Origin of the sequence: Pseudomonas fuscovaginae SE-1 (assembly GCF_000364705.1) — a bacterium.
GTDB lineage: Bacteria > Pseudomonadota > Gammaproteobacteria > Pseudomonadales > Pseudomonadaceae > Aquipseudomonas > Aquipseudomonas fuscovaginae_A.
In genome coordinates this window covers 21,229-33,973 of sequence record NZ_AQOH01000104.1, presented here as the reverse complement: position 1 = coordinate 33,973, position 12,745 = coordinate 21,229, and the positions used below count along the sequence as shown (strand labels likewise).

Here is a 12,745-nt window from a genome sequence, read left to right as displayed (position 1 = left end):
CAAGGAGTTGATCATGAAAACGAAAACCTGGGCCGCCGCTGCCACCCTGGTCCTGTGCAGCCTGCCCGGCCTGAGCCAGGCGCGCGATACCACGCTGAACCTGCCATTCGACAAGGTGGTGGCCGAAGCGGTCAGCACCGGCAAGATCGATGGCAGCGTCAAGTTCTACCTGGCGGGCAACACGCCCAAGGGCAAGGTCAGCGTGGTCAGCCCTGGCGCGGTGACCAACAAGAAGACCAACGCCTTCAACAAGAGCGACGAGGAGGCCTGCGCCTGGGCCCTGCAATCGGCGCTGATCACCCTGCACGACGCGGCGAAAAAGGCCGGGGCGAACGCGGTGACCAACATCGTCAGCTACTACAAGCGTAACGAAACCAAGAGCCCGACCACCTACGAGTGCCATGCCGGCGCATTCATCGGCGGCGTAGCGCTGAAGGGCGACCTGTCGAAAGTGCAGTAACCCCCCAGCGATGCGGACTCTCCCTTGTGGCGGGCGGTGCGGCGTTCCGACAAGCCCACTCGCCACAAGTTCAGCGCCCCACTCGCGAGCTTTTGTGTCAGCTGAAAGACCTTTCCCTTTCACTCGCGAGACATTTCCTAGAAAATCCCAATACCTTGTGGGTTGTTCATCACACCGCTAGCCTGCGATTTGTCGCTGCAAAATCAGCGACCGAGTCTGCAAGCTCGATGAACATCAGGCGTGAAAGCGCCCCACCCCGCACGGCACTTTTCAGTGGCTGCGATTTATGGTGGCTGTGCGCGGGTGACCCTTGGGTCAGCCGGTGTCCCTGACGTTCCGGTCTTGCAGGCTCGCGTACAGCTGCCACCCATCATCTGCAAGTGATGCTGGTAGCTCCCTCTTTCGTCAGGAGCATGACCATGAGCAAAACTACCCCTGCACCACCGGCGCACGCCCCCAGCACCAAAGCCCATCGAAACCTGGAAGAATCCCTGATTCACATCTCCGATCTGCTGACCTGCGCAGCGGCCACCGCCTACGAGTCCGGTGATGGTCTCAGCGGCTCCAAGCGCGCCTTGGCGTTCTCGACCATGCATCTGGTGGAGATGGCAAAAGCCGAGTTGGAGCAGTCGTTGAATAATCTACCGGCACACTAGGTCGTTTTACTTCGCGCCGGTGTGATGCTCCGAAAAACCCATCGTCCGCTGCGTCAACAACTCGACAAACGCCTTGGCCATCGGTGACTTCTGGTCCTTGCGCTGAACCAGCCACACCGACGAGATCGCATCCGGGTCCAATAGCGGCCGGTAGACCACACCATCGATGCGGATGCGCTGATAGGACGCCGGCAGCACCGAGACCCCAAGCCCCGCCGCCACCAATCCGATGATGGTCATCGCCTCACCGGCCTCCTGGGCGAAGTGCGGGCTGAAACCGGCCTGGCGCGCCAGCGTCACCAGTTGCGCATACAGGCCACTGCCATAGCTACGTGGAAAGAACACGAAAGGCTCCAGCGCCAGTTCGGACAGATGCAAGCCCGCCTCGCTGCCACTGGCCAGCGGATGCTCGGCGCTGAGCACCGCCACCAGCGGCTCGCGCATCAGCTCGACAACATGCAGGGCGTCGGGCAACGCCAGCGGGCGCATCAACCCCACCTCGATCGACTCGTCCATCAACGCGTCGGCGACCATCTTGCTGCTCATTTCCTGCAGGTTCAGGTGCACCGCCGGGTAGGACTGGCGGAACGAGAAAATCACCTGGGGGATCGTCGAGTTGAATGGTGCCGACGAGGTGAAGCCGATCTTCAGCTCCCCCAGTTCGCCCAACTGGGCGCGACGGGCCACGTCCGCCGCCTTGTCGACCTGGGCCAGCACCAGCCGGGCCTCTGCGAGGAACAATCGCCCCGCTTCACTGAGTTCGACTCGACGATTGGTTCGCTCGAACAGCCGCGCCCCCAGTTCCTGCTCCAGGGCCTGGATCTGCTGGCTCAGCGGTGGCTGGGAGATGCCCAGCAGCTCTGCGGCACGGCCGAAATGCAGTTCCTCGGCGACGGCGATGAAGTAGCGCAGGTGACGCAATTCCATGGAGACCTCATTGAGTCGTAAAACCTATCAAACATGTCGAACAATATATTGGAAAGAATATTTAGCCAGCTATATGATTTTTTCACTGCCTGACCGAATGCGCCTTCCGAGGTCCACCGTGAAAACTGCTGTCGCTCCCCTCGCCCACGAAATTTCCCCCAACGCTTCGGACGATATCGCCCCCCGCCCCAGCGACACCTACATCGAGAAAGGCACCCCGGCGTTCATGCGCACCGTGCTGGCGCTGTTCTCCGGCGGTTTCGCGACCTTCGCCCTGCTCTACTGCGTACAGCCGATGATGCCGATGCTGTCGAAGGAGTACGGCATCAATGCGGCCCAGAGCAGCCTGATCCTGTCGGTCGCCACCGCGATGCTGGCGATCGGCCTGCTGATCACCGGGCCGATTTCCGACAGCCTCGGACGCAAGCCAGTGATGGTGGTGGCGCTGTTCAGCGCCGCACTGTTCACCATCCTCGGTGCCTTCATGCCCACCTGGCAGGGCGTGTTGCTCATGCGGGCGCTGGTGGGCCTGTCGCTGAGCGGCCTGGCTGCGGTCGGCATGACCTACCTGAGCGAAGAGATCCATCCCCAACACATCGGCTTCGCCATGGGCCTGTACATCGGCGGCAACGCCATTGGCGGGATGAGCGGGCGGCTGATCATCGGCGTGCTGATCGACTTCGTCAGTTGGCACACCGCGCTGCTGGTGATCGGCGGCCTGGCGCTGATCGCCGCGACGGTGTTCTGGAAGATCCTGCCGGAATCACGCAACTTCCGCCCGAGCCGGCTCAACACCCATAACCTGCTCAACGGCTTCACCCTCCACTTTCGTGACGCCGGCCTGCCCTGGCTGTTCCTCGAAGCGTTCCTGCTGATGGGCGCCTTCGTGACGCTGTTCAACTACATCGGCTATCGCCTGCTGGCCGAACCCTACAGCTTGAGCCAGGCGTTCGTCGGCCTGCTGTCGATCGTCTACCTGTCGGGCATCTACAGCTCGGCGCAGATCGGCGCCCTGGCCGACAAGCTGGGCCGGCGCAAGGTGCTGTGGTCGATGATCCTGACCATGCTGCTGGGCATCGCCCTGACGCTGGCCACGCCGCTGCCGGTGGTGATCGGCGGGGTGCTGCTGTTCACCTTCGGTTTCTTCGGCGCGCACTCGGTCGCCAGCAGCTGGATCGGCCGCCGCGCCCAGAAAGCCAAGGGGCAGGCCTCGTCGCTGTACCTGTTCTGCTACTACGCCGGCTCCAGCGTCGCCGGGACCCTGGGCGGCGTGGCCTGGCACTACGGCGCCTGGAACGGTATCGGCCTGTTCATTGGCAGCCTGCTGCTGGTGGCCTTGCTGGTGGCGTTGAAACTGGCGCGATTGCCGGTGCTGGCAAGCAACCAGGCGTCCTGAACTAGGGCGCCAGCCACACCACCCGAGCCTCCAACCGCTCATCACGCGGCTCCAGGCTCAGGCTCTGCAACCGCGCCCCGCCCTGCTCGATGCGATCAAGCCAGCCGAGCAGGGCCATGGCGTCGCCCGAGAGGGTCAGGCGCAGCGACTGGCCGTCCTGGTCCAGTTGCTGCAGTTCGAGCCCGGCTGCCCGGGCGGTCTCGCCCAGACGGGTCGACAGTGGCTGCGCCGAATCCGCCCGGACAACCGTCGGCCGCGCCTTATGTACCTCGGCCAGCAGCACCAGGCGTTGCTGGTACAGGCGCTGCGCCTTGTCCAGGCGCTGCTGTGCCGGTTGCCAGAGGCCGCTGAACAGCAGCACCGCCAGCAGGAAGATCGCCAACCCGGCCAGCCACTGGCGCTCCCGCCGGGCCAGGCGCTGCCAGCGCTCGATCAACAAGACCACTATCGGCAGGCGTCCGATCATCCGTTCTGTTCCTCCAGGGTCAGCAGGGCACGTACGCGACTGCCCTCCTTGTTCGCCGTGCCGAGCCGGATCGGCAAGCGGTGCTGCTGCCCACGCTCGCGCAAGCGCTCCAGCTCGGCAAAATCACGGGCGGTCAGCGCCAGTGTCCAGCCCGCGCCAGCCCGATATTCGATCCGCTGAACCTCGACGCCGCTGCCACCGATCACCTGCTCGACCAGTTGCACCAGCCGGACCATCCGCCGGGGCTGCTGTGTCTGGGCAGCGCCCAGCGCCCGGAGCTGGGCAGCCAGGTCGATCACCCGCGTCTGCTCCGGGTAAAGCGCCTGGAAGTGCTGGATACTCCGTTCGTGGAGCCGTCCGGCCTGGGCTTCCAGATAATGGCTGCGTGCCTGGGTAAAACCCCAGGACAGGACGAACAGCACCAGCGCAAACGCCAGCAGCGGTCGCCAAGGCTGACGTGCGCTCGTCGGCCGAAACGGTCCCTGGAGCAACTCCGTCCCCAGCCCAGAGTTCAAGAGTGCCGAGACTTGCGCCGAGTGCGCGCAATCCAGCCGAACGAGTTCGGCCGGCAATCGCGCAGCCAGCCCCGGCAGCGCCGACCCGGGCAACGCCAGGCGCGCCTCAAGAGCACCACCCAGCAGCCAGCGGCCACCCCACCAGACGCAGTAGGCCTGGTCAGCGGGCAACAGATCGGCATCGACCCGCACACTCGCCAATTGCAAACCCACCTGCCGCAGCAGCTCGACGATACGGCCAAAGCGCGCCTTGTCGACCACCAGCAGCGGATAGCGGCGGGCCGGATCGGGATTGCCCGACGCCAGGTGCAGGCTGTCCGGATCATCGGTCAATTGCTCTTCGAGCGCATAGGCCAGCGCCAGGGCCGTGGGTCGACGGCGGCCCGGCCACGGTTCGCTGCGCAGCCAGCCGCAGGCTTCAATCGGCAGCACCACCCGCACGGGCTTGCCCGCCAGCCTCTCGGCGGCCTCGGCCAAGGTCATGTCGCGCCCTTCGTCAGGGACTTGCCAGCAGGCGACCGGCCACTGTTCATCGGGCGCATCGAGCCCTGCCGGGTAAAGGTAAAGCCACGGGATCATGAGGACGATTCGCCTTGGGTCGGAGCCAGGAAGCGGCGTTGCACAACACGCGGCCGCAGGGTTTTCGGATCGATTTCCAGGTCGCTGACCAGCCGCAACCGGCTGCGACCGGCCGCGACTTCGATGCTGACGCGAAACCAGCGGCTGCTCACGCCCAGGCCATGGGCGGAAATGCCACGGCCCCGGAGGCCGGAGACCAGGGCAAAGCTGCCGGCATCCGGATAACCTTCGGCGGGGCGCCGCTCGATCAGGCTTTGCGCATCGCTGTCACTCATGCCTTCCAGGGTCGACAGCAGCAGCGCGCTGGTGGTGTTGACGTTCAGCCCGGCATCGCCCGGTAGCAGGACGACCCAGGGTTCCAGGCGACGCAGGCTCGCCCCGTCCACACCGGGCAGCAGGCGCAATTGGCTCGGGTCGCGAACCTCGGTGCCGCGCAGCGGCGCCAGGTCGATGGCGGCGAGGTCCAGCCGCTCCAGCAGCCGGGCCCAGCGGGCCTGGACGATTTCATCGGCCTTGCCGGAGGCGAACAGCGGGGTCAGGTTGAAGCGCCCGGCCAGGTCCTCGATGTCCAGGCGCAATTCGACGTCCGGTAGCGTCAACGCCAGCGGCCGCAGCGCCCAGTCCTGGGCCAGGTTGACGTTCTGCATCGCCTTCGGCTCGGCGATCGGCAGTTGTTGGACGGCCCAGCCCTCGGCGGCGAGCGCCCACTGGCGCAATTGCACCTGGTGGATATGCTGGGCACCGCCCTGCAAGGTCAGCCGGTGACTGCGCAGCAGGCTGGCGGTCAGCAGCAGCGCCAAGGCCATGATCAGCAGTACGGTGATAAGCGCCACACCCCGTTGCTGGCATGGACTCATGCGTCCTCCGGCAGCAGGATGACCCGGCGAATCCCGTCGAAACGCCCGGCGGACAACGTCACCTCGATCGCCCGCGGCAGCTTGGCGCCAGCCGGCCAGTCGCTGCGCCAACCGACCCGGGGGTCGTGGAAACGCCAGCGCCATTGGCGCACATCGCCCAGCAACACCTGCTGGAGAGGGGGCGCCAACCCGGGGCTGCGGCTGTGACGCCAGAGGCTGTGCGCCTCCAGGCGATAGCTGACTTCCTGGCGCTCGCTGCGCGGCTGGTCCAGCGGGTTGCGCCAGTTGCCGCGCAACAGACTCAGTTCACCCTGGCGCAGGCGTAGCGCCGGAGCCTCGGTGGAAACGGCCAGTTGCATGAGGTCCCGCTCAAGCACGCTCAGCGCCCGTTGCAGGCTGCGCAGTGCCTGTTCGTGGGCCGACACCTGCTCCTGCACCCGCAACAGGCCCTCGTAGAGCCGCCAACTGCCCAGGCTCAGCAGGCTGAAAATCGCCAGAGCGATGACCAGCTCCAGCAGGGTGAAACCACTCTGCCTAGTCATCGCGTCGTTCGCTCCCGGTCAGCGGCAACCAACCCGTGAGGCGATGCAACGGTTGCGGGTCATTGCCGAGACGAACTTCCAGTTCGACCTGCATCAGGCGCCCGTCAGACGCCGGAATCAGATTCTGGTCCAGGCGCCACTCGCGTCCGTCGAAACGCCGCAGCAAGTGCTGCCGCCCCGGTGCCGGCGCGTCTTGCAAGCGCAGTTCGCTCAACTGGTTGTCCGCCAGCCAGACCGCGAACAGCCGTTGCTGCAGACTGCCGCCCTGGCGCAGCACGTAGTCGCTGGCCGACAGCACCGCAGCGGCGAGCACGGCAAACACCGCCAGGGCCACCATGACCTCCAGCAAGGTGAAGCCGCCTTCAGCTTTCATCGATGGCCGGGTCGCCAAGGCCGTCTCCCGATACGCTCAGCCAACGCCGCTGGGCGGTTTCGTAATGCAGCGTGAAGGCGCTCATTTCATCGCTGCTCAGCACCAGCAACTGCGGCTGGTTCGGCCGGTTGCCCAGCTTCAGCGGCTGGCCTTCGAGCTCCAGGCGAAAGTACAGGCCGTCGGGCAAGCGATAGGATGCACCGGCAGCACGCCATTCGGGGCGCTCATACAGCACCACCTGGTAACCCTCGGCATCGATGCGCAAGCCGAACTCCTGGCCTTCGAGCACGGCCTGCTCGCGCAAATGCTGCAGCAACTGCAACAGCGCCCCGGCTTCCTGGCGGGCCTGACGCAGCGGACTGGGCTTCATCGAGAAACCGATCAGCCCGGCCACCAGCCCCATGATCACCATGGCCACCAGCAATTCCAGCAGGGTGAAACCACGCGAGCGCGCCGGCACTGGTCAGTGGTCCCAGTTGCCGATGTCGGCGGCGAGCTCGTCGCCACCGGCCATGCCATCGGCACCGAAGGAGTAGAGATCGTAGCCCTTGGTCCGGGCGCCCGGGTTGAGGTACTGGTACGGCGTGCCCCAGGGATCGACCGGCAGGCGCTTGAGGTAGCCCTGGGGGTTCCAGTTCTTCGCCTCCGGTGCGCCCAGCGGCTTGTTCACCAGGGCCTCGAGGCCCTGTTGCGTCGAGGGGTAGTGGAAGTTGTCGAGGCGGTACATCTCCAGCGCCGTGCCGATGGCCTGGATATCGGTGCGCGCCGCGGTGACCTTGGCCTGGTCCGTGCGGCCCATGAACTGCGGCACCACCAGCGCGCCCAGCACGCCGATGATGACCACCACGACCATGATCTCGATCAGGGTGAAGCCACGTTGCCGAAGAGATGCGGGAGTGTTCATGAATCAATTCACCGTTTGGTTGAGACTGAGGATCGGCAGCAGGATCGCCATGACGATCAGCAGCACGATGCCGCCCATCGCCACCAGCATCGCCGGTTCGAAGAGGCTGACGACCAGCGCGATGCGGGCCGCGAGGGTTTTCTCCTGTTGTTCGGCGGCCCGCGCCAGCATGCTGTCGAGCTCGCCGGCGCGTTCGCCGCTGGCGATCATGTGCAGCATCAGCGGCGGGATATCGCCGCTCTGCTCCAGGGCCCGGGTCAGGCTGCCGCCTTCGCGTACCGCACGGGCGACCTCGAGCATGCGCGCACGAACGGCCAGATTGCCGATCACCGCGGCCGAAATTTCCAGGGCATCCACCAGCGGCACGGCGCTCTTGCCGAGAATCGCCAGGGTGCTGGCGAAGCGCGCCGCCTCCACCGCCTTCAGCACGCCGCCGAGCAGTGGCGCCCGCAACAGCCAGGCGTGCCAGCGCAGGCGCAGGGCAGGCTGCCGCCAGGCGCCACGCAGCAGCAGGACCAGGCCGAGCAACCCCGACAGCAGCAGCCAGGCATAGGCGCGCAGGCCGTCGCTGAGGCTGATCAGCCCGCGAGTCAACAGCGGCAGCTCGCGACCGCTGTCGATGAAAATGCGCACCACGTCCGGTACCACGAAACCCAGCAGGAAACCGACGATGCCCAGCGACGCCAGCAGCAGGACCAGCGGATAGACCAGCGCCATCTGGATCTTCTGCCGAGACTGCTGACGCGCCTCGGTGTAGTGCGCCAACTGCTCCAGCACCTGGCCCAGGTGCCCGGAGCGTTCGCCGGCGGCGATGCTGGCGCGAAACAGTTCGGGAAAGGCCCTGGGGAAACCGGCCAGCGCCGAGGACAGCGCGTAGCCCTCCAGGACCCGGTCGCGCACCGTCGCCAGCAGGCTGGCGGTGCGACGTTTCTGAGTCTGCGCCGCCACCGCCCGCAACGCCTCCTCAAGCGGCAACCCGGCCTGGACCAGGGTCGACAGTTGCAGGGTCAGCAAGGCCAGTTCGGCGGCGCCCAGCCCGCCACCGACACCCCGACCGGACAACACGCCGGAGCGTTCGCGCAGCGGTTTCAGGACGCTCGGCAACAGGCCCCGCTCGCGCAGCAACTGCCGGGCATGTCGTGCACTCTCGGCCTGCTGCTGGCCCCGACAGGGTCGGCCGTGAATATCCCGGGCGTGATAGTCGAAGGTCGGCATGCTCAGTCCTCCTGGGTGACACGCAGCAGTTCGTCGAGGCTGGTGCGACCTTCCAGCACCAGCCGCTGTCCGTCCTGGAACAGGCTGGGCCCCAGGCATCGGGCCTGGCGGGCCAGCTCCGGTTCGCTGACACCGTTGTGGATCATCTGCGCCAGGGCCTGAGTGATGCCGATCAGCTCGTAGATGCCGGTACGACCGCGATAGCCCTGCTGACAGTGCGCACACCCCACCGCCCGGAACAGCCTCGGTGCCGCCTGCGGCGCCAGCCCGAGGCGCTGGCAGGCGCTGGCGTCGGCAAGCACCGGCGCCTTGCATTCGGGGCACAGCGTACGGACCAGACGCTGGGCCAATACACCGACCAGCGACGAGGCGAGCAGGTAGGCATCCACGCCCATGTCCAGCAGACGGGTCACCGCCCCCGCCGCGCTGTTGGTGTGCAGGGTCGACAGCACCAGGTGCCCGGTGAGCGAGGCCTGCACGGCTATGGCCGCGGTTTCCCGGTCGCGGATCTCGCCGACCATCACCACATCCGGGTCCTGGCGCAGGATCGCCCGCAGCCCGCGGGCAAAGGTCATCTCGACCTTGGGGTTGACCGGCGTCTGGCCGATGCCGGGCAGGTGGTACTCGATCGGGTCCTCGACGGTGAGGATGTTGCGCGTGCGCTCGTTGAGGTGATTCAGTGCGGCATAGAGGCTGGTGGTCTTGCCCGAACCGGTGGGCCCGGTGACCAGGAAGATCCCGTGGGGTTTGCCGAGGATCCGTCGGAAACGCTCCAGGGTGTCGGCCGGCATGCCGAGCCGGGCCAGCTCCAGGCGCCCGGCCCGCTTGTCCAGCAGGCGCAGTACCACCCGCTCGCCATGGGCCGACGGCAAGGTCGAGACCCGCACATCGACCTCATGCCCAGCCAGCCGCAGGGCGATCCGGCCATCCTGCGGCACGCGCTTTTCCGCGATATCCAGCCGCGCCATGACCTTGATCCGCGACACCAGCAGCGTGGCCAGCTCACGCCGCGGTTGCAGCACTTCGCGCAATTGGCCGTCCACTCGCAGGCGCACCGAGACACTGTGCTCGAACGTCTCCAGATGCACGTCCGAAGCCTTTTCCCGCACCGCCTGGCTGAGCAGGGCATTGATCAGGCGGATGATCGGCGCATCGCCCTCCTGCTCCAGCAGGTCGGCGGCCTGCGGGACCTGGTCGGCCAGGCTCATCAGGTCGAGCTCGTCGTCCAGGCCCTGGGCGACCTGCTCGGCGGCGCTCTGGCCATCGCTGTAGCAGGCGGCCAGGCGCGCGGCGAACTCCGCGTCGGCCAACGTCCGCAGCGGCCAGTCCCGGCCGAGTTGACGCCGCGCCTCGGCCAGCGCGGTCAACGGTGTGTCCGCGCGGATCAGCAGCACGGCCGCCTCGTCCCGCGGCTCCAGCAGCACGCCGAAACGCCGGGCAAAACCAAACGGCAATCGGCGGATCATGGGGCTGCCTGCTGGCGGCGCAGGTCGATCGCCGCATCATCGCCAGGGCCGTCGAACAGTTGCCGTGGGTCGCTCGGCAGCAACAGCGAATTGCCCTGGCGCGCCGACGGCAGACTGGGCTCGCGCAACCGCTTGTAACCGCTCGCACTGGCCTCGACCAGGTCCTCCTTCCCGCGCACGATGGTCGGCCGCAGGAACACCATCAGGTTGGTCTTGACCTGCGTCTCCCGATTCCAGCGGAACAACGCGCCCAGGTAGGGAATGTCGCGCAGCAGCGGTACACCGCTTTTCTCGTTGCGCGTACTGTCCTTGATCAGGCCGCCGATGACGATGATCTCGCCGTCATCGACCAGGATGGTGCTCTTGAGCGTGCGCTTGTTGGTGATCAGGTCATCGGTCACCAGCGCGCTCGGCACCAGTTCGGAGTTTTCCTGCTCGACCCGCAGGCGCAGGGTCGAACCGTCGTTGATATGGGGACGGATCTTCAGCTTGATGCCGATGTCCTCACGGCTGATCGTGTTGTAGGGCTTGTCATTGCCGGAACTGGAGGGCTGGTAGGAACCCGTCCTGAACGGCACGTTCTGCCCCACCAGGATTTCCGCTTCCTGGTTGTCCAGGGTCAAAAGGCTGGGGGTGGACAGCACGTTGTTGCGCGTATTGGTCGCCAACGCGGAAATCAGCATGCTGAAACGGTCACTACCGACGCGCAGCACGGCACCGTCGAACAGCTTGGCGTCAGCGCCACCAACCCCCGACAGGACGACACCGGCACTGGGAAAGGTGATACCCCCCTGGGCACTGCCGGCCTTGCCGCCCCACTGCACCCCGAGCGCGTCGACGATATCCCCGGAAACCTCGACGATCGCCGCATGGATCAGCACCTGCGAACGCGGCTGGTCGAGCTGGCGTACGATACCCTCCAGGGTCCGTACCTGGCTCGGCTCGGCGATCAGCACCAGCGCGTTCTGGCTCTCGTCGGCCTTGACCACCGCCTTGCTCGACGGGTTGTCCCGGCTGGCGACCTCCTGGCCGAGCCCCTGGCCCATGGCGTCGAGCACTTCGGCCAGTTGCTTGGCGTCGCTGTAGCGCAGACGGATCACCCGGGCGTTGTCCGCATCCACCGGAACCGGTGTGTCAAGCGATCGCGCCAGCTCGACGAGGCGCTTGCGTACCGCCTGGGGACCGACCAGCAGCAGACGATTGCTACGGGTATCGGCAATCACCTGGCTGCCCGACTCGGCGCCCTGCTTGCCCAGGGACTGCTCCAGCACCCGCGCCAGGTCGGCGGCCAGGCCATGCTGCAAAGGCAGCACCTCATGGGCATTCTTGTGCCCGGCATCCAGCTCGCGGACGATCCTGGCGATACGCCGCACATTGCCGGCGCTGTCGGTGATCACCAAGGCATTGGCCGAGGCCGAAGGACCGACATAGCCGTTGGCCGAGACCAATGGCCTGACCAGGGCGGCAATATCGCTGGCCAGGCTGTTGCTCAGGGCCACCACCTGGGTGACGAACTGCCCGGCCTGGGCACTGTGGCTGTCGGCATCGCTGGCGCGGGTACGGGCATCCGCCACCGGCGTGATGAGAATCCGGTCACCTTCATCGATCACCGTGAAATTGTGCGCATCGAGCACCGAGTAGAACAGCCGTCGCACACCTTCGCGATCCAGCGCCTGCTCCGAGAGCACCGTGATACGGCCCTGGACACGAGGGTCGAGGACCACCGTGGTGTCGAGTATCGATGACATCTCACGCACCACATCACGCAGTTCGGCGTCGTTCATCGCCAGTTGCCAGCGCGGCTCCTCGGCCCATGCCGCCGGAAGCGACAACGACAGCAGCAGGCCAGCGATGAGCAGGCGCCATGGGGCGAACACTGCAGGAAGTTTCATGGGTTCACCCTGATTCCCGGGGCCGCCGGCCTCAGATACGAAGAAGACGGTGCGCCAGCGGAGGTGGCGCTGCCGAGTGGCGATAACACCCTGCGGGCAGGCGCCTCCAACGCCAGCCACTCCTCGCGGCCATTGCGCCAGAGCACCACGCGCCCGGCCTCGACCCGACGCAGCATGCTGCCGCCGGGCAGGCTGTCACCGACCCGGTACACGCGCTGGCCCTGGGCCCCCGCGAGCAGGGCGCGGGACGCTCCCGTGCTGGAGACGAAACTGGCCCGCAGTTGCAACGGCTCGCTGCTGCGCGCCAGACTGTCCCGGACCTGCAGACCGAGTACCGTGGCTATCGCCGCCGGGTTGAGCGGCTGCGCCGGCTCCGGTGTCGCGCTGCCCAAGGCGGCAACCGGCACGCTTGGCAGGTCACGACGAAACGCCCACTCGCTCCAGGCCAGCCAGACGCCATAGGCCAATGGCAGAGCCCAGCACAAAAGCCGCATGGA

The 12,745-nt window shown here is 66.4% G+C and carries 15 protein-coding genes; 3 read left to right on the top strand and 12 right to left on the bottom strand.

The genetic code is table 11. The features are described from left to right. Nucleotides 1-13 precede the first annotated feature (13 nt). Together K675_RS0111700 and K675_RS0111695 are read left to right on the top strand one after the other, a co-directional pair. The gene (locus K675_RS0111700; RefSeq protein ID WP_017903708.1) at nucleotides 14-460 is read left to right on the top strand and encodes a hypothetical protein; all 447 of its coding nucleotides are present in this window, start codon (nucleotides 14-16) and stop codon (nucleotides 458-460) included. A gap of 419 nt (nucleotides 461-879) precedes the next feature. After that, nucleotides 880-1,116 carry a DUF6124 family protein gene (locus tag K675_RS0111695; RefSeq protein ID WP_017903707.1) on the top strand — a complete coding sequence of 79 codons (237 nt, stop codon included), beginning with the start codon at nucleotides 880-882 and terminating at the stop codon, nucleotides 1,114-1,116. A 6-nt stretch (nucleotides 1,117-1,122) separates the two neighbouring features. Here the strand turns inward: K675_RS0111695 and K675_RS0111690 are convergent, their stop codons facing one another. After that, the gene (locus tag K675_RS0111690; protein WP_017903706.1) at nucleotides 1,123-2,043 is read right to left on the bottom strand and encodes a LysR family transcriptional regulator; all 921 of its coding nucleotides are present in this window, start codon (nucleotides 2,041-2,043) and stop codon (nucleotides 1,123-1,125) included. 118 nt (nucleotides 2,044-2,161) lie between these two features. Here K675_RS0111690 and K675_RS0111685 point away from each other — a divergent pair, with 118 nt between their 5' ends. Then, entirely contained in the window at nucleotides 2,162-3,439 is a 1,278-nt protein-coding gene (locus K675_RS0111685; protein ID WP_026145118.1) for an MFS transporter, read from the top strand. A gap of 1 nt (nucleotide 3,440) precedes the next feature. On the opposite strand, the gene gspM is transcribed toward K675_RS0111685, so the two are convergent. Genes gspM through K675_RS0111630 form a run of 11 tightly spaced genes read right to left on the bottom strand, consistent with a single transcriptional unit; the run spans nucleotide 3,441 to nucleotide 12,742 of the window. After that, nucleotides 3,441-3,905: a type II secretion system protein GspM gene (gene gspM / locus K675_RS0111680; protein WP_017903704.1), complete on the bottom strand. Its 465-nt coding sequence runs from the start codon at nucleotides 3,903-3,905 to the stop codon at nucleotides 3,441-3,443. Beyond that, complete coding sequence (gene gspL, locus K675_RS0111675; protein ID WP_017903703.1) at nucleotides 3,902-4,999, bottom strand: type II secretion system protein GspL; 1,098 nt, start codon at nucleotides 4,997-4,999, stop codon at nucleotides 3,902-3,904. The genes gspM and gspL overlap by 4 nt, the downstream gene beginning before the upstream one ends. Then, nucleotides 4,996-5,856: a type II secretion system protein GspK gene (locus K675_RS0111670; RefSeq protein ID WP_017903702.1), complete on the bottom strand. Its 861-nt coding sequence runs from the start codon at nucleotides 5,854-5,856 to the stop codon at nucleotides 4,996-4,998. The genes gspL and K675_RS0111670 overlap by 4 nt, the downstream gene beginning before the upstream one ends. Beyond that, the gene (gene gspJ, locus K675_RS0111665; RefSeq protein WP_017903701.1) at nucleotides 5,853-6,398 is read right to left on the bottom strand and encodes a type II secretion system minor pseudopilin GspJ; all 546 of its coding nucleotides are present in this window, start codon (nucleotides 6,396-6,398) and stop codon (nucleotides 5,853-5,855) included. Before gspJ ends, K675_RS0111670 begins: the two co-directional genes overlap by 4 nt. Next, a complete protein-coding gene (gene gspI / locus K675_RS0111660) occupies nucleotides 6,391-6,771 on the bottom strand; it encodes a type II secretion system minor pseudopilin GspI (RefSeq protein ID WP_017903700.1) in 381 nt (126 codons plus the stop codon). The genes gspJ and gspI overlap by 8 nt, the downstream gene beginning before the upstream one ends. Continuing rightward, the gene (gspH, locus tag K675_RS0111655) at nucleotides 6,761-7,231 is read right to left on the bottom strand and encodes a type II secretion system minor pseudopilin GspH (RefSeq protein ID WP_017903699.1); all 471 of its coding nucleotides are present in this window, start codon (nucleotides 7,229-7,231) and stop codon (nucleotides 6,761-6,763) included. The genes gspI and gspH overlap by 11 nt, the downstream gene beginning before the upstream one ends. Before the next feature lie 3 nt (nucleotides 7,232-7,234). Beyond that, the gene (gene gspG, locus K675_RS0111650; protein WP_017903698.1) at nucleotides 7,235-7,675 is read right to left on the bottom strand and encodes a type II secretion system major pseudopilin GspG; all 441 of its coding nucleotides are present in this window, start codon (nucleotides 7,673-7,675) and stop codon (nucleotides 7,235-7,237) included. Between the two features lie 3 nt (nucleotides 7,676-7,678). Then, on the bottom strand, nucleotides 7,679-8,890 hold the full coding sequence (gene gspF, locus K675_RS0111645) for a type II secretion system inner membrane protein GspF (RefSeq protein WP_017903697.1): 1,212 nt from the start codon (nucleotides 8,888-8,890) through the stop codon (nucleotides 7,679-7,681). Nucleotides 8,891-8,892: 2 nt separating this feature from the next. After that, nucleotides 8,893-10,356, bottom strand: a complete 1,464-nt coding sequence (gspE, locus tag K675_RS0111640; protein WP_017903696.1) for a type II secretion system ATPase GspE — start codon at nucleotides 10,354-10,356, stop codon at nucleotides 8,893-8,895. Next, nucleotides 10,353-12,248, bottom strand: coding sequence for a type II secretion system secretin GspD (gene gspD, locus K675_RS0111635; protein ID WP_026145117.1), 1,896 nt, complete (start codon nucleotides 12,246-12,248; stop codon nucleotides 10,353-10,355). Before gspD ends, gspE begins: the two co-directional genes overlap by 4 nt. Beyond that, on the bottom strand, nucleotides 12,245-12,742 hold the full coding sequence (locus K675_RS0111630) for a type II secretion system protein N (protein WP_017903694.1): 498 nt from the start codon (nucleotides 12,740-12,742) through the stop codon (nucleotides 12,245-12,247). Before K675_RS0111630 ends, gspD begins: the two co-directional genes overlap by 4 nt. Nucleotides 12,743-12,745 lie beyond the last annotated feature (3 nt).